The 17,592-nt window shown below is 42.3% G+C and carries 14 protein-coding genes and 3 pseudogenes; 11 read left to right on the top strand and 6 right to left on the bottom strand.

The window, feature by feature from the left end:
* Nucleotides 1-34: 34 nt before the first annotated feature.
* Entirely contained in the window at nucleotides 35-898 is an 864-nt protein-coding gene (locus tag ANSO36C_RS19490) for a M48 family metallopeptidase (protein WP_251955861.1), read from the bottom strand.
* 393 nt (nucleotides 899-1,291) lie between these two features.
* Between ANSO36C_RS19490 and ANSO36C_RS19485 the strand changes: the two genes are divergently transcribed.
* Complete coding sequence (locus tag ANSO36C_RS19485) at nucleotides 1,292-1,828, top strand: DUF4330 domain-containing protein (protein WP_251955860.1); 537 nt, start codon at nucleotides 1,292-1,294, stop codon at nucleotides 1,826-1,828.
* A gap of 180 nt (nucleotides 1,829-2,008) precedes the next feature.
* Here the strand turns inward: ANSO36C_RS19485 and ANSO36C_RS19480 are convergent, their stop codons facing one another.
* Complete coding sequence (locus ANSO36C_RS19480) at nucleotides 2,009-2,905, bottom strand: alpha/beta fold hydrolase (RefSeq protein ID WP_251955859.1); 897 nt, start codon at nucleotides 2,903-2,905, stop codon at nucleotides 2,009-2,011.
* 641 nt (nucleotides 2,906-3,546) lie between these two features.
* On the opposite strand from ANSO36C_RS19480, the gene ANSO36C_RS19475 reads away from it, so the two are divergent.
* Nucleotides 3,547-4,344 (top strand): armadillo-type fold-containing protein, encoded by a 798-nt coding sequence (locus ANSO36C_RS19475; RefSeq protein ID WP_251955858.1) that lies wholly within the window; start codon nucleotides 3,547-3,549, stop codon nucleotides 4,342-4,344.
* 63 nt (nucleotides 4,345-4,407) lie between these two features.
* Here the strand turns inward: ANSO36C_RS19475 and ftsE are convergent, their stop codons facing one another.
* Together ftsE and ANSO36C_RS19465 are read right to left on the bottom strand one after the other, a co-directional pair.
* Complete coding sequence (gene ftsE / locus ANSO36C_RS19470) at nucleotides 4,408-5,154, bottom strand: cell division ATP-binding protein FtsE (protein ID WP_251955857.1); 747 nt, start codon at nucleotides 5,152-5,154, stop codon at nucleotides 4,408-4,410.
* Nucleotides 5,155-5,419: 265 nt separating this feature from the next.
* Nucleotides 5,420-6,175: a WecB/TagA/CpsF family glycosyltransferase gene (locus ANSO36C_RS19465; protein ID WP_251955856.1), complete on the bottom strand. Its 756-nt coding sequence runs from the start codon at nucleotides 6,173-6,175 to the stop codon at nucleotides 5,420-5,422.
* Between the two features lie 425 nt (nucleotides 6,176-6,600).
* Here ANSO36C_RS19465 and ANSO36C_RS19460 point away from each other — a divergent pair, with 425 nt between their 5' ends.
* From ANSO36C_RS19460 to ANSO36C_RS19450, 3 genes are all read left to right on the top strand, one after another.
* Nucleotides 6,601-7,320, top strand: coding sequence for a response regulator transcription factor (locus tag ANSO36C_RS19460; protein WP_251955855.1), 720 nt, complete (start codon nucleotides 6,601-6,603; stop codon nucleotides 7,318-7,320).
* A 163-nt stretch (nucleotides 7,321-7,483) separates the two neighbouring features.
* On the top strand, nucleotides 7,484-9,157 hold the full coding sequence (locus tag ANSO36C_RS19455; protein ID WP_251955854.1) for a SpoIIE family protein phosphatase: 1,674 nt from the start codon (nucleotides 7,484-7,486) through the stop codon (nucleotides 9,155-9,157).
* A gap of 3 nt (nucleotides 9,158-9,160) precedes the next feature.
* Complete coding sequence (locus ANSO36C_RS19450; RefSeq protein WP_190940748.1) at nucleotides 9,161-9,586, top strand: ATP-binding protein; 426 nt, start codon at nucleotides 9,161-9,163, stop codon at nucleotides 9,584-9,586.
* A 269-nt stretch (nucleotides 9,587-9,855) separates the two neighbouring features.
* On the opposite strand, the gene ANSO36C_RS19445 is transcribed toward ANSO36C_RS19450, so the two are convergent.
* Complete coding sequence (locus tag ANSO36C_RS19445; RefSeq protein WP_251955853.1) at nucleotides 9,856-10,287, bottom strand: ketosteroid isomerase family protein; 432 nt, start codon at nucleotides 10,285-10,287, stop codon at nucleotides 9,856-9,858.
* Nucleotides 10,288-11,221: 934 nt separating this feature from the next.
* Here ANSO36C_RS19445 and ANSO36C_RS19440 point away from each other — a divergent pair.
* From ANSO36C_RS19440 to ANSO36C_RS19410, 6 genes and pseudogenes are all read left to right on the top strand, one after another.
* Nucleotides 11,222-13,129 carry a PAS domain-containing hybrid sensor histidine kinase/response regulator gene (locus ANSO36C_RS19440; protein ID WP_251955852.1) on the top strand — a complete coding sequence of 636 codons (1,908 nt, stop codon included), beginning with the start codon at nucleotides 11,222-11,224 and terminating at the stop codon, nucleotides 13,127-13,129.
* 29 nt (nucleotides 13,130-13,158) lie between these two features.
* Nucleotides 13,159-14,372: pseudogene (locus ANSO36C_RS34955) on the top strand (ISAzo13 family transposase).
* 83 nt (nucleotides 14,373-14,455) lie between these two features.
* The gene (locus ANSO36C_RS19425; protein ID WP_251955851.1) at nucleotides 14,456-14,758 is read left to right on the top strand and encodes a response regulator; all 303 of its coding nucleotides are present in this window, start codon (nucleotides 14,456-14,458) and stop codon (nucleotides 14,756-14,758) included.
* Nucleotides 14,759-14,853: 95 nt separating this feature from the next.
* Nucleotides 14,854-15,929, top strand: a pseudogene (locus ANSO36C_RS19420) (hybrid sensor histidine kinase/response regulator).
* Nucleotides 15,930-16,203: 274 nt separating this feature from the next.
* Nucleotides 16,204-16,443 carry a transposase domain-containing protein gene (locus ANSO36C_RS19415; RefSeq protein ID WP_410174620.1) on the top strand — a complete coding sequence of 80 codons (240 nt, stop codon included), beginning with the start codon at nucleotides 16,204-16,206 and terminating at the stop codon, nucleotides 16,441-16,443.
* 222 nt (nucleotides 16,444-16,665) lie between these two features.
* Nucleotides 16,666-16,906 (top strand): annotated as a pseudogene (locus ANSO36C_RS19410) (IS4 family transposase); the annotation flags it as partial.
* Nucleotides 16,907-17,442: 536 nt separating this feature from the next.
* Here ANSO36C_RS19410 and ANSO36C_RS19405 read toward each other — a convergent pair.
* On the bottom strand, nucleotides 17,443-17,553 hold the full coding sequence (locus tag ANSO36C_RS19405) for an RNAseH domain-containing protein (RefSeq protein WP_251955850.1): 111 nt from the start codon (nucleotides 17,551-17,553) through the stop codon (nucleotides 17,443-17,445).
* Between the last annotated feature and the right edge of the window lie 39 nt (nucleotides 17,554-17,592).

Below are 17,592 nucleotides of genomic sequence, written 5' to 3'. Positions count from 1 at the left end.
CTAGGAGACCACGAGAAAACTATAGCCAATACCCTCAAGACCTGGCTAATGGTCGAATATTAGCTCTATAACTAGCATTATCTAAACCATATTTTCCATTACTAGGTTGAGAGTTAATTGCGCGTCTGAGGGCATCAATGCGATCGCTAGTTCCGGGGTGCGTACTCAAAAATGTCGGAGTAGAACCACCTTTTTTCAGCAGCTTTTGCATAAAAGAAACCATGCCAGACTGGGCATAACCAGAGCGTGTCAAAGTTCTTAACCCCCTTTGATCGGCATCAAATTCATCTTGACGACTGCGAGGACGATTCAAGGCAAGTTCTACACCAATGCCCACAGCCGTATTGCGATCTAAACCTGTTGCTGTTGCTAAACCACTAGCGATCGCTTTTTGCCGCATCTGTTTAACCAGGTGTTTACCGCCGATGTGACCAATTTCATGAGCGATGACACTTGCTAATTCCGCTTCATTGTCGGCAGTTTTCAGCAAACCCGTGTGGACATATACATAACCTCCTAAAGTAGCAAAAGCATTAATAGCATCATCTTCAACTACTTGGAAAGTAAAGGGAAGATTGGGGCGATCGCTATTAGCTGCTAAACGCCGACCGATTTGTTCTACATAGCGATTAACTTCAGAATTCCGGTAAAGTCGAATTTTACTTCCCAGTATTTCCTCATTAATCTGCTTGCCAATATCACTTTCCTGGCGATCGGATATATTAGAAAGCTGAAGTACCTGGACTCCCTGCAATATAAGAGGCAAAAAATCTAAAGTTCTTCCAGGCAAAGGTGTACTCAGGCACAGACTCAGGGCGACTACCACCGAAATTAGGGGATAAAACCAGCTACGTCGCCATACACGGTAATTTGCAACAAAACCTTTCCAATTGAACATAATACACTCTGAAGATTATTTTGGGAGAACATAAAATAATGGGATAAACTATGAGACGGATTTAGAGTATTCTGAGTTGCATTCTTAACTCAAAACCAAAGGAGTTGTCATACAGATAATTCTGACGCAAATTTACCTAACTGTGACAGGCTAGGGGTTCCCTCTCAAGATAGGCATAAACACTAAATTTTACTTTCTAGCTACGTCAGTCTTAACAGGTGAAAGTTTGAGGGTTAGTTACCACACCTTAGAACTTACTAGCTCGTGATACACTGTCGCATAACCGCAACTTCCGGATGCTTTGAGTTATTACCAAATAGGGAAAATTGCCGTTCCCATTAAAAACCTTCTTGCTACAATCAATTACTTCGCTATTACCTCGGAAAAATTTTTATGGCTATTTTAGATTCAAAAGGTCGTTTGTTCGGCAAAATCAACCTTCTAGATTTAGGTGCTGCGCTAGTAACTCTGCTAGTTATATTTGTCATCTTGTCTACCTTCTTATCTAGCTTGGGTCTAGCCCAAATCGGTGAGAAAATAGTACCTATAGAAGTAGACTTAGTAGTTCGTGGTTTGAATGTACGCGATCCTGAGCAATTATTTAATAACGGCTTAAAAAAAGGCGGGAAAACTAACGTGATTATCCGCAATCAACCATACGGGGGGGCGATTGAAATTAAATCTGTCCAACTCCTACCTAGAACAGTCAATGTTTTCCAACCAGATGGCACTGTTAAAGAATTACCAGATCCAAAAACCAATAATTTTAGTACAGATTTGCTTATAACTTTAGATGGCAAAGCCAAAAGCACCGAAAGCGGGCCAGTTCTGGGTAGCAGTAAAGTAAAAATTGGGATGCCATTTGAGTTAGAAGGCTATAACTACAACTTCAATGCAACTGTCATTGATATCAGATTGAAAGATAAATAGTATTCTCCCGAATTTCTCACAAGCTCAAGGCGTTTGATGGAGCAGAAGAGAAGTAATGAGTAATGAGTAATGAGTAATGAGTAATGAGTAAAAACTTCTTACTTCTTACTCATTACTTATTACTTATTACTTCTCCCCTGCACAAAGTCCCCCAGAACCACAGTGGCAGTTTTGATCATATTAATTAAGCAAAGGCAAAAATTTGCGAATTAATCCAATTGTCACTGCTGGCAATTCTAACTGTGGTGTTAACCCGACATCTTCCAACTGTTGAAAAAATCGGATTGCTTGGGGATTGATTTCGGCAAGGCGGCGACCAATTGAAGGCCCTGTAAATTCTGACTTTTGTCCCCAAATAATGGCGGTGGGAGTAGTCAACTGTTGAATGTAAAGAGATAAATCAAAGCATAAATCTCCACGTACAAAGGACAGTGCTGCATATTCAGCATTTGGTTGTTGGGCGGATTGTAGATAAGCATCTACAATTTCCTCGTACACTCGATTGGATTTAGCAAATTGCCGTTGTTCTAAGAAGCTACGAATACCACCACTAGTAGCAACTCCAGTGCTGTAAATTAGACGATCAACGATGGGAACGCTAACTAACTGGGCAAAAAAACTACGTGAGTAGTCTTCGCCAAAGTCAGAAAGTCCGGCGGGAGTGGTAAGAATTAAAGACTTGAATAAATCAGGGTGATCTGCTGCTACCCGAATTGTAAATGCTGCGGTTAAAGAAGAAGCGATCGCAGTTACTGGGCCGGTACAAGTTTGCTCGAAAAACTCCCGAATAGTGGTTAAATAATCCTCAATATTATAACTCCGTGCTGGATGCTCAGACCTACCCCAACCGAGCAAATCTGGCGCAATCACCCGATATTCAGAGGCAAAAGCCGGATAAACTTTCGACCACTCATAAGCAGAAGACCCGCCACCAAAGCCATGCAGAAACACCAAAGTTTCCCGATCATCTTTGGTTGCCAAATCATCCTGCCAAGGTGTCCCAGTGCCAGTATAGTATACTATCCTACCCAGTGAACTATTTATGGAGCGTTGTTCAAATCCTAGTGGTTGAAGCATAGTACTTTTTCTTACTTTTGTGTTTACGTGTTTAGTTCTAACTTCCTACTCATTGTTATTATCGCGAACCAATCATTGTCAGACTTCTCACTACCGTCAGATTAAGTACTTTCTTGCATCCGGTTAATTCGGTTAGCGCCTTTGTCACTAGTTCGCAACGGCTAGTGCTTTCGGCTGACGATCGCGCGCACTACCAGGCTATAATCTTGCCAACTCAGACTCGGCAATTTCTCCTAATACCTTATTATCTATAGGACTCATATTTGATTTTTGAAAAAACTCCGTACACTCAAAAAGTCTTTTTTCCTACTCCCCACTCCCTACTCCCCACTCCCAGCCTACGCAAATAATTTCAGTAATCAAACCGGATTCCTATATAAATGTGAATGAATCTACAGCGTTACCTTCCGTGCTTTTGATGGTCAATTCACCCTTGATAACTTTCGTTTTTGTTTTTAATTAAGACTTACGTACAAGATGCCCTTGCTCTGAGCCATTGAAAATGGTATCTTAGTTTGCGCCTGTAATAGTCTACTATCCGTTCATAAAAGCGGGCACATTGTGGTTTGAGCCTTCATCCTTTCTTCATCCATAGTAAAACTTATACAATAGGTAATTTCGTAATCAAGTAGGTAAACACTGTGGCACAGGCTTCGTCTTCTTGGCAGCAATTGATCAACCAAATCCCCAGATGGAACTGGTCGCTTCCAAAAATCAAGACAAAGGGAGCCATAAAGCAGCAAACATTTAAGCGCTTCTCTGGGCCTGGGGGCTTTCTTGGGTTCCTGACAATCGTCGTTGCCATGTTGTTGTGGAACTGGAAACTGCTATTGGCTCTCTTAATCGGCATTGGAGTAATGGTATTGGTTTACTCAATGCAAGAGTGGGACTGGCAATTGCGTTGGTCTAAAATACGTAAGTCTTTAAATAGTTCAAATCGTCGATTAGCCTTAGCAGTCGTCAGTGGTGGTCTTGCTACTGTCAGCACTTACATGGCAGCGGCAATTTGGGTTGACTCTCGCAGTCACTGGATTGCTGCTGGTGCTATTGTGCAAGGTGTGGGAACATTGTTAACTTTAATTTTATTGGTGTGGCAAATTGTCAACTTCTATGAAAATCGAGAAGAAGACCACCTAGATCAGTTGTTGGTGAATTTAACAGAAAAAGATCCATTGAAGCGGTTGATTGCCCTACGTCAACTAACTAAATTTATCAGCCGTCAGCGAGTTGATTCTTCAGTGCAGCAAGATGTTGTGGAATGCTTGCAACTCCTACTCAGTCGAGAAAAAGAAGTTGTGGTTCGAGAGGCAGCTTTTAAGAGTTTACAAGCCTGCGATGACCTCCGGTCGGTCGAAGACCATCGCCCACAAGTTTTATCCCCCAAAACAGCAGCAACTTTCACACCCGTATCAGCAAAAGTCAAACACCACGTTTATTAGTCATTTGTCCTTTGTCCTTTGTACTTTGCAAATGACCAATGACCAATGACTAATGACAAATAACTATTTTCGAAACAGTCGTCCATTACAAACTTGCACTACCGGATGATTACACCGCCGCACCAATTGTTCATCGTGGGTGGTAACAATTACTGTAGCCCCAAAGGAATTTAACTTTCGCAGAATCTGGATCACTTGCCAAGAATTATCTGGATCGAGGTTTCCAGTAGGCTCATCTGCCAACAGCAAGGGTGGCGTACCAACGATCGCACGAGCAATACTCACCCTCTGTTGCTCTCCCCCAGAGAGTTGATCTGGAAAACAGTCAGCTTTATTCAGCAAACCTACCAACTTCAAGGTTGGTTCTAAACGTCGTTGAATTTCTTTACGGGTATACCCTTGAGCTTGCAGCACAAAAGTGACATTTTCTGCCACTGTTCGTTGAGTAATTAATTTGTAGTCTTGAAACACAATACCAATCCGTCGCCGCAATAATGACAAGCGATCGCCCCGTAAACCAGCTACATTACATTCATCAACGATTACTTCTCCCTGTGTAGGCAACTCCTGGCCATACAACAGTTTCAAGAGCGTTGATTTACCAGAACCACTTGGCCCCGTGATAAACAAAAATTCTCCCTTTTTTACCTCAAGGTTCGCATTCAACAAGGCGTGAGTCCCGTTAGTGTAAGTCTTGCTTACAGATTGCAATTTCACCTTTGCAGTAGTACTGCCATCATGCTGTTGAGTTTCACAGTCCTCTCTATGAAGGGATTTGTCTTTCTTAACTTGAGTTGTTAATACTGGCATTGTTAAATTTTCCTCATACCCACAACCAAACTGTTTGGTAGCTTAGATGTGACATTCCTCTCAAAAATAAGGATTCCCAGGTTTCGCCTGGGAATTTAAATTCAACAAATAAAATTTAAAACTTTTTAAAGACTTTAATAGTAGCTAAGTAATAACACTCAAAATTGGGCATTGGGCATTGGGCATTGAGACACTCTTACACAGAGATAGTATTGATCTTTTTTTTGCATCACCACGTCTCCTCATCCCCATGCCCCATGCCCCATTAACTAATTGCACCCCTTGCTGTTAAACGATAAACAAAAGCTTTTACCGCAAAGGCTGGCAAAGCCAACATTCGCCGCCAGCGCCAAGGTTCTTGATAAAGGCGATACAACCATTCCAAATTATTATTTCCTAACCAGGCAGGAGCGCGAGTTTTAGTTCCCGACCAAATATCAAAACTGCCACCAACGCCAATCCAAATTGCTTGAGGACACAAATGGCGGTTTTCGGCAATCCATAACTCTTGACGTGGCACTCCCAAACCGACAAAAATCACTTGTGGCTGCAATTGAACAAGAGTTTGTCGCAATTGTGCTTCTTCTTCTGCCGAATGGTAGCCAGAGTGAGTGCCTACTATATTCAAATCTGGAATTTGCTGCTGCCAAAAATCTGCCGTTTTTGCGGCGACTCCAGGCGCTCCTCCATAGAAAAATACCTTTGCTCCTATCTTCTGCTGCCCAAGTTCTTGCAAAAGTTTTTCTGCTAATTCAATTCCCGGAAAACGCTGCACTTTTTGCCATAATAGCCACCGTAAATATAAAACCACCCCGGCTCCATCTGGAATTACGAGTTCAGCATTTTTAATGACCTGAGCTAATAATTGATTTCGCTCTGCCTGCATAGTCATTTCTGCATTGAGCGTTACTACATGAGTTCCTCTGCCTGCGTGCAGGCATTCTAGCAACCAGCCTGGATAGTTAGCCATCACATGAACTGGTATTCCTAACACTGAAAATGCTTGATTGCCGTTAGACATAGCCTATTCTTGAGTAATCCTCACACCAGATTTTGCATGAATGTTAAGTTTATCAAATTTTTTATATTAGAACTTCCACAGGATAGACGCCCCATTGCCCTGCAACAATAGAAAGCATAATTAAACTAATTAGAGATATGAGTGAAAAAGAATGTAGACATATAGCAGTGCTACGTCTCTACAAGGATTTCAAGTAACGCATAATTAATTTCACCAGATGTCTATTAATTTTGGGCGCTTGTACTTGGGCTGAACCAGCCCAACTTGTATTGTTAAAGTGTAATATTCACTCAGTATAAAACGCTCAACTCGCAACTCTGGTTCCGGGAACAGAAGCCTCCACTATACTACTTGCAGTTAGTGTAGGAGTATGTAACGAAACTCGACTTTATGGTTATAGGTAGTGTCACGGGCTGAAGTTGGCTATGAGTAAAATTCGTATCGCTTTAATTGAAGATCATGACCTAACTCGTGTAGGTATTAGGACAGCACTACAGCAAAAGGATGAAATTGAAGTTGTAGGTGAAGCTGCCAATGCTGTTGAGGGACTAAAAATGTTAAAAATGGTACGACCAGATATTGCCATTGTAGATATTGGTTTACCAGATAAAGATGGCATTGAGTTAACACGGGAGGTAAAATCTACTACTAATGGACAGCAGCTACTGACAAAAGTGTTAATTCTGACGCTGCGGGATAACAAAGAAGCAGTATTGGCAGCTTTTGCTGCTGGTGCAGACTCTTACTGTATGAAAGATATCAAATTTGATAATTTGCTGGAAGCAGTGCGAGTAACTTACAATGGCAACGCCTGGATCGATCCGGCGATCGCTCGAATTGTATTACAACAAGCACAACAAAATCCCCAAAAGTTAGAATCGGCTTTTGCCGACAATAAGACTATTGCCCCTAACCCAGATTTTCTTGAAAATCTGGAAGGAATTCAGCCTTACACACTGACAGAAAGGGAGTTAGAAGTGTTACAGTTGATTGTCGAAGGTTGCAGTAATGCAGTAATTGCGGAAAGGCTTTACATCACTGTTGGGACTGTTAAAACTCACGTTCGCAATATTTTGAATAAGCTATGTGCCGATGACCGTACCCAAGCAGCAGTCCGCGCCTTGCGTTCTGGGTTGGTTGGATAAAGTTAATTTTGCTGTGGATCATTGAGAATCATCAAAGGAAACTTACAACTTTGAGAAAGTTATTTTTTCAAAGTGAATAGCTTCTTTGATTTTCTGTTATTTATCAGGTGGGATAAACATCATGCTATCTCGCCATTCAAATATGTGAAAACAAAAGTCAAATATGGCTGAGATCGGGGCGGACAAACTTAAGCTCATGGTGGTAGATGATGAGCCAGATAACTTAGACTTACTCTACCGCACTTTTAGGCGAGATTTTCAAGTATATAAAGCCAATCATGCCTTTGGTGCTATGGAAATCTTAGATCAATTTGGTGAGATGGCGGTGATTATTTCTGACCAAAGAATGCCAGAAATGAATGGGACTGAATTTTTTAGTCGCACCGTAGAACGCTTTCCAGACACGATTCGGATTTTGTTAACTGGTTTTACTGATGTCGAAGATTTGGTAGATGCGATTAACTCTGGTCAGGTTTTCAAGTATATTACCAAACCTTGGAATCCAGAACGGCTCAGAGGCTTAGTTGAGCAAGCCACTGATACATATCGCCTAGTTAAGAAGCGCACTCAAGAGTTGCGTCGGGCCCTACGGCGAGAATCTTTGTTTAATGCGGTAACAACAGCAATTCGAGAATCTTTAGACTACGATAGTATGCTACAAAAAATTGTCGCAACTATTGGAGAAAGATTTGAAGCTACCAGTTGCTTGCTCAGACCAGTAGAGAGCGATCGCCTGACACAAGACCAGTTTTTGTACCACAATCCTAAATCCACTGTATCAGATTTTTTCTTCGACCCCAGTGTTTTAATCGAAAAAGTGCTGGAAACTCGTCATTATCAACTTGATCAAGAGCTATATAAGGGTAATCCTTGTCACCACCTGGTTGTGCCACTTAGCTACCATCAGCATCTGTTGGCTGTGCTAGCTCTCCACCAATGGGGAAGCGATCGCCCTTGGCAAGACGAAGATATCCAACTGATTGCAGGTGTTGCTGAACAAGCAGCCTTAGCGCTCTCTCAAGCAAAACTTTACCAGCGCCTCCAAGAAAAGCAACAGCAGATTCACACTGAGTTAGAGGTGGCTCGTCAAATTCAATACAACTTGCTACGCCAAAGTTTACCTGACATCAAAGGTGTGAAGGTACAAGCCTGCTGCTATCCGGCGCGGGAAGTGGGAGGAGATTTTTTTGAAGTGTTTGTTCATCCCAAAGGCGATTTATGGCTAGCAGTTGGTGACGTTTCTGGGAAGGGTGTCCCGGCTGCGTTATTTATGGCTAGTATTATTTCCGTTTTGCGGCGAGAATTATCTCAAGAGACACCAGCCGAGCCGAATGTGGTTATGCAGAACCTCAACCACGCTCTGAGCGAAGATTTAATTAGTAACAACTATTTTATCACCCTTGTGTTAGCTTGTTATACCCCTAGCACTAAGGAACTAGTTTATACTAATGCCGGTCATATCTATCCACTATTATGGTCACGCTGCTCGGCTTTAGCCGACAATCCCAATTATCTCAAAGTCCGCAGCGTTCCTTTGGGAATCTTGCCTAAGTGGCAGGCAGAGTCTGGTCGCTTGGTTCTCGCTGCTGGAGACACATTGTTGCTAGCCAGCGATGGAATTACAGAAGCAATGGTATCAAATAATCCTGATTCAACGGTAAAAACAGTAGCTGGTGTTGAACCAGTGAACCGTTCTATGCTGAATCAAGATGGTCTTTGGCAACTCTTACAACAAGAGGAACAACCACTTTCGCTTAACCATTTACTAGCTCGCATCCAGGCAGATAATCACGTTCAAGAAGATGATCAAACTATACTTTCGCTGGAGATTTTATAAGTAATGAAAAGTGAGCTTCATGTACCAAGCGACTTGAATTTTCTTAATATTGTTGAAAACTGGTTGCTGGGATGTTTGAAAATCCAGCTAGGAGAATCTGTAGACTGGTCGCGGCAATCAAGTCGTTTGAGGCTGGCTTTAGTGGAAGCTTACTCCAATGCAGTCCGTCATGCCCACAAGGACAAACCAAATTTACCAATTTTACTGCGTTTGGAAGTCAAAGACCGGGATTTGGCCTTAGAAGTTTGGGACTACGGCGAAGGCTTTGATATGTCTAAATACTACGCTCCAAACCCTATGGAAAAACAAGAAGGTGGTTATGGTTGGCTGATTATGAATCGTCTCATGGATAAAGTAGATTACAAGCTACAGGTTAATGGTGCTAACTGTCTGAAGTTAGAAGCTACTTTACCTGAGTTAGTCCAATAAACAAAAGTTGCTATTTTTAAGTCATGTTATTTATGAAAAAGAATTCAGGAGTTAGAATAAAGCCGTTAGTTTTTTATAGCTGGGTGAGAGCATAGCGGTAGCGAGTCAGATAAAGTCTGAGCGGTAGCGAGTCAGATAAAGTCTGAATATTTGTTTAAAACTTTGCCCTTTTTAGGCAAAATAACTATTAAATATTCTTCTTTATTAAAACTCATTAAATCCCCTCAATTGATTTATGGGGATTTCTCCTGACTCCTAAAAGTTATTTGCTAGTCTTCACGACGTAAAGAAAGTAACTCTTTGGGAGAAGCTAAAAGTTTGATTCTAGTATATGAGATTTGCTGTTGTTGGTTGAGGATAAATAACCACAATACATTTACACTACACCACGAAGTTTGGGCTTTGCCTGTTACCTGGATTTGAATCGTAGCGTTATCTAAAGTTTCGACTATTCCTGTGTGGGGGTAAGCTTTAATGTTTTGGCCTTCTTGTTTTAAGTAGGCTGCGATCGCATCTGTCCCCACAATATCAGATTCAAATGGTGGACGCATCACCCCATCTACCCCAAACAAGGCAGCAGTCGCCTCGAATTCTCCTGCATTTAAGGTTTCAAAATAACGCAGTACACTTGGTTCTGTAATTCCCTCAATCTGGGATTCCTCTTTAAACTGTGCTGGAGATACAAATTCAGCAGAGGTCATAAAATTACCTGTATTATGCTAGCTGAATATTAATTTCAGTACAAAAATAGGTGAAAAGAAAGCTGCTGTTGAGATAGATTCTTACGTAGTGGTAAATCTTCCTCACGATGGAAGTATTAAGCTGCATAGCACCTTACCCGGATTTCTCACCACACCTCTTAAAGGCTGTGCTTGTGCCGGGGAGAAGTAATAAGTAATGAGTAAGAAGTAAGAAGTTTTTACTCATTACTTCTCTTCTGCTCCATCAAACGCCTTGAGCTTGTGAGAAATGCGGGTAATTAGGAGGAATATTTTAATTCTTTTCGTGCCACTTGCGGGCAAGGTTTTAAACCAATATTCAGACGCGACGTTCGAGGACTCGCTACCGCTCCGCTATCGCGGACTCGCTCTAAGCGAAGCATCCCGAAGGGTATACGCTGCGCTATCAACCACTCGTACAGTATTCATGGCTTTTTTCTGACTCCTGATTTCTGAATTCTTCTTATAAAATGTCTCAGGTAAGCTAAAAATCTTTTAATTTGCATCCTCAAAAAAATGAATCTCTTGTGGGGTGGGCATCTTGCCCGCCCTAGTTGTGCAAATTAAATGCGCGACAGCTTATCTTGATTTTAATTTTCTATCCAACTATAACTTGACTTGTCAAGCTATTAACATGATAATATTCCACATTTAAATTGCATAAGCTGGGCGCTCATGTTGCCCACCCCACAAGAGTTATATAGATTTTAGATATGCAAACTAGATGTGGTTTAGCTTAGTTGTCGAAGTCCAATTTCTTTGAAGCGCGATCGCGTTTGTATTTTTAACTTAGGGACTTCCAAGAAATAAATTATTCCAATTTCTGGACTCAACACGACTGTTCCTCCCCCTGCTCCCTGCTCCCTGCCCCCCTGCCCTTAAAACGATGGGATATTTTTTTATTTGGAAGTACCTTATGAGTCACCACTCCCCGATAACGATCCTGCTGATTGATGATTGCGCTAAAGAACGGGTGAAGTTGCGTCATATCTTGCAGCAGGATAGCTTGTATACCTATTGCATTTTGGAGTTTGATACGGCAAGGCAAGCACTGGAATGGTGTATCGCAATTCAACAAGGAAGTACAGCTCAAAGTCATGCCGATGGTCAACCTATGCAGTCAGTCGGCAGTTTACTAGAAATCACCGATGTCTACGACGAGCTTCTCTACGAGATGCCATGCGAACGCTTACGCAAACAAGCCGAACAAGAACTTATCCACAACCGGGATTTGCGAGAAGCAATTTTTAATGAATCTGCCGATGCCATCTTTCTAGTTGATCCGGAAACGCTGCTTACCCTAGATTGCAATCGGCGGACGGTAGAATTGTTTGAGGCGACTGACAAAGCTGAATTGATCAATATTAATGGGCAGACACTCCAGCGCCGTCCATTCACTGCCAGCGAAACAGATTCGATTGTGGCAGAGATGGAGTCAAAAGGTATCTGGAGCCGAGAGCTTGAATATGTTACTCTTCGGGGAAAGATTTTTTGGGGAAACATTGCAGCCAAGCCAATCACTGTAGCCGGACGTACTATGAATCTAGTACGGATCACAGATATTAGCGATGTCTACGAGGAGCTTCGCTTACGCAAACAAGCCGAAGCACAACTGCGGCAGACGAATGAGCAACTTGCTAACGCTAACGTGGAACTTGCCCGCGCCACTCGCCTCAAAGACGAATTTTTAGCAAACATGAGTCATGAACTGCGAACACCTCTCAATGCCATTTTGGGTATGTCAGAAGGTTTACAAGAAAGTGTGTTCGGCTCCATTAATGAAAAACAAGCAAAAGCGATCGCTACTATTGAACGCAGTGGTAGACATTTGCTAGAACTAATCAACGACATTTTAGACTTATCTAAAATCGAATCTGGCAAACTGGAACTGCAATTGAGTGATGTTTCTGTCAGCAGCCTTTGTGATGGCAGCTTTGCCTTTATCAAACAAATGGCTTTGAAAAAGAATATTCATCTTAATACTCATATTTCTGAAAATATTGACAGCATCAAAGCAGACAATCGCTACCTGCGCCAGATACTGATCAACCTATTGAGCAACGCTGTCAAGTTCACGCCACAAGGGGGATCTGTAACGCTAGAAGTCCGTCTGGAAGGAGCAACGGAGGCGGGGGAAGTGCCCTTACATCTCTGCTTTTATGTCACTGATACTGGCATTGGTATTGCCCCTGAAGAAATCGGCAAGCTATTTCAGCCTTTCATCCAGCTTGACAGCAGCCTCAACCGCCAGTACAGTGGCACTGGTCTAGGTTTGGCACTGGTACAAAAGATTGTTACCCTACATGGAGGAACGGTGTCAGTTAGCAGTGAAGCGGGGAGGGGAAGTTGTTTTACCGTCCGTATTCCTTACCGTCCCAGCGATAATGTGCCAACAACGCAAGTAACTACTTTATTGCCCAGCTATCGTTTCCCTGCTGAGAATGCTCAGGTTTTGATTATTGAAGACTCTGTTGCCGCAGCTGACCAGATTACTCGCTACTTCGGCGAAATGGGAATGCAAGCCATTGTCTATCCTCAAGGTGAAGGAGCCGTAGAAGAAGTACTGCGCGTTCAGGCTGCTCTGATCGTTCTGGATCTACAACTACCGAACCTATCTGGTTGGGACGTGCTAAGTCAGCTTAAGACCAACCCAAAAACCAAAGATATTCCAGTAATCATCATTTCAGTTGTGGATGAGCATAGCAAAGGGCTAGCTCAAGGAGCGTTTGAATATTTGGTCAAACCGATTACCCGTACTCAACTTCAGTTAAGGGACTTGCAAGAAAATAAAATACCAGCCATTCTAGAAGAGAAGAAGCGGTGAACTGTCCGCGCCTAGTTTAAATATCTAGAATGGGAATCCCTCAATTCATGCTCACCGACACCATCAAATCGACCTTTAAAGATGCAGCACAGAAACTGACTAGCAATCGCAAACGAGATTTCATGGCAAAAGTTACCGAAGATTACTTCGATAGTTCAGCACGCATTGCAGAAACCGTTATGGGATGGAATCGCCAGAGTGTGCAACTCGGCTTGCATGAAAGGCGGACGGGGATAGTCTGTGTAGAGAATTATCAGGCAAGGGGACGACACAATAGTATTGAGGTATTGCCCAACTTAGAAGCAGATATTCGTTCATTGGTGGATGCTCAAGCTCAAGCCGACCCTAAATTTCAATCGACCTTTCTGTATGCCCGCATTAGTGCCAGAGCAGTAAGAGAAGCATTAGTAAGTGTTCATGGCTATAACGAGAGCGAATTGCCATCTCGTCAAACTTGTGGAGAAATTCTCAATCGCTTAGGGTATCGCCTAAAAAAACACAAAAAACGAAACCCTTGAAAAAGATTCCGCAAACTGATGCCATTTTCGAGAATGTGTTCCGGGAGAATCAGGCATCAGATGAAAACCCCAAATCGTTGCGAGTGTCTATAGATACTAAAGCTAAGGTGAAGATTGGCAACCTTTCTAGAGGCGGTAAAGCTCGGACAATGGAGGCGAAAGCTGCTGATGACCACGATACACAGTGGTCATCAGTCTTAGTTCCCTTTGGCATTCTCAATACACATAATGACCAGCTATCGATTTACTTGGGTCAGTCGGCGGAAACCAGTGATTTTATCGTCGATTGTTTAACCGCTTGGTGGCATGAGAATCAACACAATTACCTGGAACTTGATGAGTGGGTGATTGATCTTGATGGCGGTGCCGCTACTCGCAGTAACCGCACACAATTTATCAAACGCATGGTTGAGTTGTCTTGTGCAATTAATTTAAAAATTCGACTGATTTATTATCCCCCTTACCATAGCAAGTACAATCCAATAGAGCGGTGTTGGGCTGCCTTGGAGAACTATTGGAATGGTGCGATTTTAGATTCTGTTGCCGCCGCAGCACAATGGGCCGCCAATATGACTTGGAAAGGAATTGCTCCCATTGTACATCTGGTTCAAACCACATATCACAAAGGAATCAAGGTTCTCTCGCAAGAGTTAGAACAATACCAACCCCAATGGCAGCGTTCTGAAACATTACCCAAATGGGATATTACTATTGTCCCTGTTTAGCTGGTACTTTATTTTCTTGCAAGTCCCTAACTATAGAGAAACTGCAATATTCTGCCTATCCCGAGTCATCAAATCTGATCGTATTGCCAAAAACCGATTTGAAACCTCCTTTAATTTTGCTGGCAGAAGATAATCAAGCAAATATCGATACCATGTCCGACTATCTTGAAAGCCAAGGGTATCATCTCATTCTGGCAAATAATGGACAACAAGCTATTGACCTTGTGAGAGATCAACGCCCCGATTTAATTGTGATGGATATTCAAATGCCGGGAATGGATGGGTTAGAAGCAATGCGCCGTATTCGTGACGATCGGCAATTTATGCATATTCCGATGATTGCACTAACGGCATTAGCTATGCCTAGCGATCGCCAAGCTTTTTAGCAGCCGGAGCTAACGAATATTTGACTAAACCCATAAAACTTAAACAGCTTGTAGCCACAATTCAACAACTTTTAGGAAAATAGCGGAAATTCTCGATGGATAGTCAACCCTCTATTTTAGTAATCGATGATCAACCAGACAACTTTGATGTTGTTGAAACCTTGTTGGACGGTGAAAACTACCAGCTATACTACGCTTCTAGTGGCCAACAAGCTTTAAGTCGCCTCCATAGTTTTCAGCCTGATCTGATTTTATTAGATGTAATGATGCCCGATCTCAATGGGATGGAAGTTTGCCAACAGATCAAGCCATCCACAATGCAAGCAGTACCAATCATCATGGTGACAGCATTAACCGATAAAGAAGATTTGGCTCGATGTCTGGCGACGGGTGCAGATGACTTTATTAGTAAGCCCGTCAATGGTATGGAATTACGAGCTAGAGTTCGTTCCATATTGCGGATTAAGCAGCATTACGACAGTATGCAAGTATTGCTCAAACTGCGAGAAGACATGGTAAATATGATTGTGCATGATCTGCGAAATCCACTTACCAGTATTGTCTTAGGCGCACAGATTCTTCGGTTTCCAGATTTGTCGCCAGAACAGCAGCAAGGAAAAGTCGAGCAAATTTTAATTGCTGGACAACAACTACAATCGTTGATTGATAGCTTGCTGATGATGGCAAAGCTGGAATCGGGTAAAATGGTTCTCAACTACACAGAAGTAGACCTTTATACCCTATGTATGTCAGCATTAGCAGATATTGAGGCGATCGCTACTCAAAAAATCTCACCTTGATTAGTGAATTACCCGAACCTGGTGGCATTGTTACACTAGATGCAGTTGTTTTTCGTCGAGTGCTAGATAATTTGCTCTCCAATGCCATTAAGTTTTCTCCATCCAAGTCTCAAATCATTTTACGGGGAGAGTATTTGGCAGCAGGAGGTGCTAAAGTGCAAGTTGCTGATTCCGGTTCGGGAGTAAGTCTGCATTTAAGACAAATCATTTTTGAGAAGTATGAAACTGGAACTGTGATGCCAGAAGTTTCGCAAATTGGTTTAGGATTGGCTTTCTGCAAAATGGCGATCGAGGCACATTCTGGTACTATTACCATCGAAGATAATCATCCAAAAGGTAGTATATTTACTGTATTACTCAACAATAAATAATTATAAAATCACTCTCGTATTTTTTCATTATCAATATATTGGGGCACTTTTCTAGAAAAATAATTAAATCGGTTTTAAAGGCTTTTGCCTATATTAAACACCAATACGGTTCAGTTAAGGCTAAAATAGCTGTAAAATAGGCATTGTTTCCAAAAATGGAAATCAAGCACGGTGCATCTCCAAGAATTCTCATTAGTGTCTCCCAAAATACAAAGTACGGAGATATTCAAAGCGATAGAGGTCGCTATCCCAGCAACTTCAATCGAACAAGCGAGTGCGCGAAGGCGCACGCTACGCGAATGCTAAAACTAAAGTAGAAGAGGAACGCCATCGTTCGTTACCAGCACATCTGGTAATTTGTCTAATAATAGCAATGAGCTTGTGGTCGAGAGATTCAATGCGAGATGTACAAAAAAATCTCATTGATCAAACAGAATTCAGGAGTCAGGAGCCAGAATGGGCTAAACGCCCCGCTACCGCTAACAGAATGGAATTCTGCGCGACTGGCGGATAGCGCAGCGTAAAGCCTGCGGCATGGCTTCGCTTAGAGCGAGTACTCGATAGCGACGCGGAAAGCGAGTATTTTCGAGTCGCGTCTGAATAAATGGGTTTAAGACCCCCACAAAACAAGAAAATTTGGTGGTCTACAATGAGTGGCGGGTCTGAATCCCCCACTCATTGATTCTGACTCCTGTTAGCGGTAGCGGGGCGTTTAGCCCATTCTGGCTTCTGAATTCTTCTTCAAGGTCTTTCAGAGGCATGGGTAAAAGTTGGTAAATATTGGAAGTTTTCTAAACGAACTAAGAATTGTAGTGTTCGATGGAACTTGCTTAGATATCCCAGATAGTGATGACAATGCAAGGGTTTTTGGTCCTCCCGGTAGTCGTCCTGGTACACGAGCGGCATTTCCCAAAGTTAGATTAGTTATTTTGGTAGAGGCAGGGACACATTTAATTTTTGTGGAGAAGTTGCACCCTTGCGTCTAAGTTTCACTGGAACATTACGAGTTGTTCGTCGTGCCCTCCCTAAATTTCAGCGTTTGCAACCACAAGATTTCCCCTTTTTTTAGTGGTTAACTGTAGAAATCCTCGACCAAGTTTTACCTGAAAGGGTTCATAGAAATAAACCCAGGGTTGTTAAAAGCTGTATCAAAAGTTCGCTCTAACAAAGTTAAACACAGAGCCACTGGAATAATAACTAATCCTCCTGTGTTTGTTATTTTAAGCACTGCATAGCCTTAACTGAACCGTATTGAGTTATAACCTTGTCTTGTTAAGTACAACATTTCATTAATTCGTAGCGAATTAAATTTGGCAATCCCTTACAATGCCAATGTATCGGGATGCATTGTTAATGCGTTTTTTTGCAATGCGAATGCGTCAGGATGCATTCTAACAGTCATCTTTCTGCGAGTTGATTGTAATAATACCCGCTTCAAGTTGTAAATTTATTAGTAGCCTCTTTCTACACTGGCAGGATATTTAATCTTCCTCTGCTTCTATTTCCTCATCTTCTATGGCAAAATCACTAATATAGTCCGTACAACACGCTCAAAAAATAAAGGAGCAGGTAAAGCTGTCCAATCGCTGTAGTGACCAAAGCCGTAGCCGCAGTGACTCCACAAGGGATGCCTAAGTCATCAGGATTATCTTCTGGCTGTCTC

Origin of the sequence: Nostoc cf. commune SO-36 (assembly GCF_023734775.1) — a bacterium.
Lineage (GTDB): Bacteria > Cyanobacteriota > Cyanobacteriia > Cyanobacteriales > Nostocaceae > Nostoc > Nostoc commune_A.
This window is presented reverse-complemented; position numbering and strand designations above follow the sequence as displayed.

Bases quoted from the DNA above. Each gene is read 5' to 3' on its own strand.
- ANSO36C_RS19490 (WP_251955861.1), bottom strand. From the start codon at position 898: ATGTTCAATTGGAAAGGTTTTGTTGCAAATTACCGTGTATGGCGACGT.
- ANSO36C_RS19485 (WP_251955860.1), top strand. From the start codon at position 1,292: ATGGCTATTTTAGATTCAAAAGGTCGTTTGTTCGGCAAAATCAACCTT.
- ANSO36C_RS19480 (WP_251955859.1), bottom strand. From the start codon at position 2,905: ATGCTTCAACCACTAGGATTTGAACAACGCTCCATAAATAGTTCACTG.
- ftsE (WP_251955857.1), bottom strand. From the start codon at position 5,154: ATGCCAGTATTAACAACTCAAGTTAAGAAAGACAAATCCCTTCATAGA.
- ANSO36C_RS19465 (WP_251955856.1), bottom strand. From the start codon at position 6,175: ATGTCTAACGGCAATCAAGCATTTTCAGTGTTAGGAATACCAGTTCAT.
- ANSO36C_RS19460 (WP_251955855.1), top strand. From the start codon at position 6,601: ATGAGTAAAATTCGTATCGCTTTAATTGAAGATCATGACCTAACTCGT.
- ANSO36C_RS19455 (WP_251955854.1), top strand. From the start codon at position 7,484: ATGGCTGAGATCGGGGCGGACAAACTTAAGCTCATGGTGGTAGATGAT.
- ANSO36C_RS19450 (WP_190940748.1), top strand. From the start codon at position 9,161: ATGAAAAGTGAGCTTCATGTACCAAGCGACTTGAATTTTCTTAATATT.
- ANSO36C_RS19445 (WP_251955853.1), bottom strand. From the start codon at position 10,287: ATGACCTCTGCTGAATTTGTATCTCCAGCACAGTTTAAAGAGGAATCC.
- ANSO36C_RS19440 (WP_251955852.1), top strand. From the start codon at position 11,222: ATGAGTCACCACTCCCCGATAACGATCCTGCTGATTGATGATTGCGCT.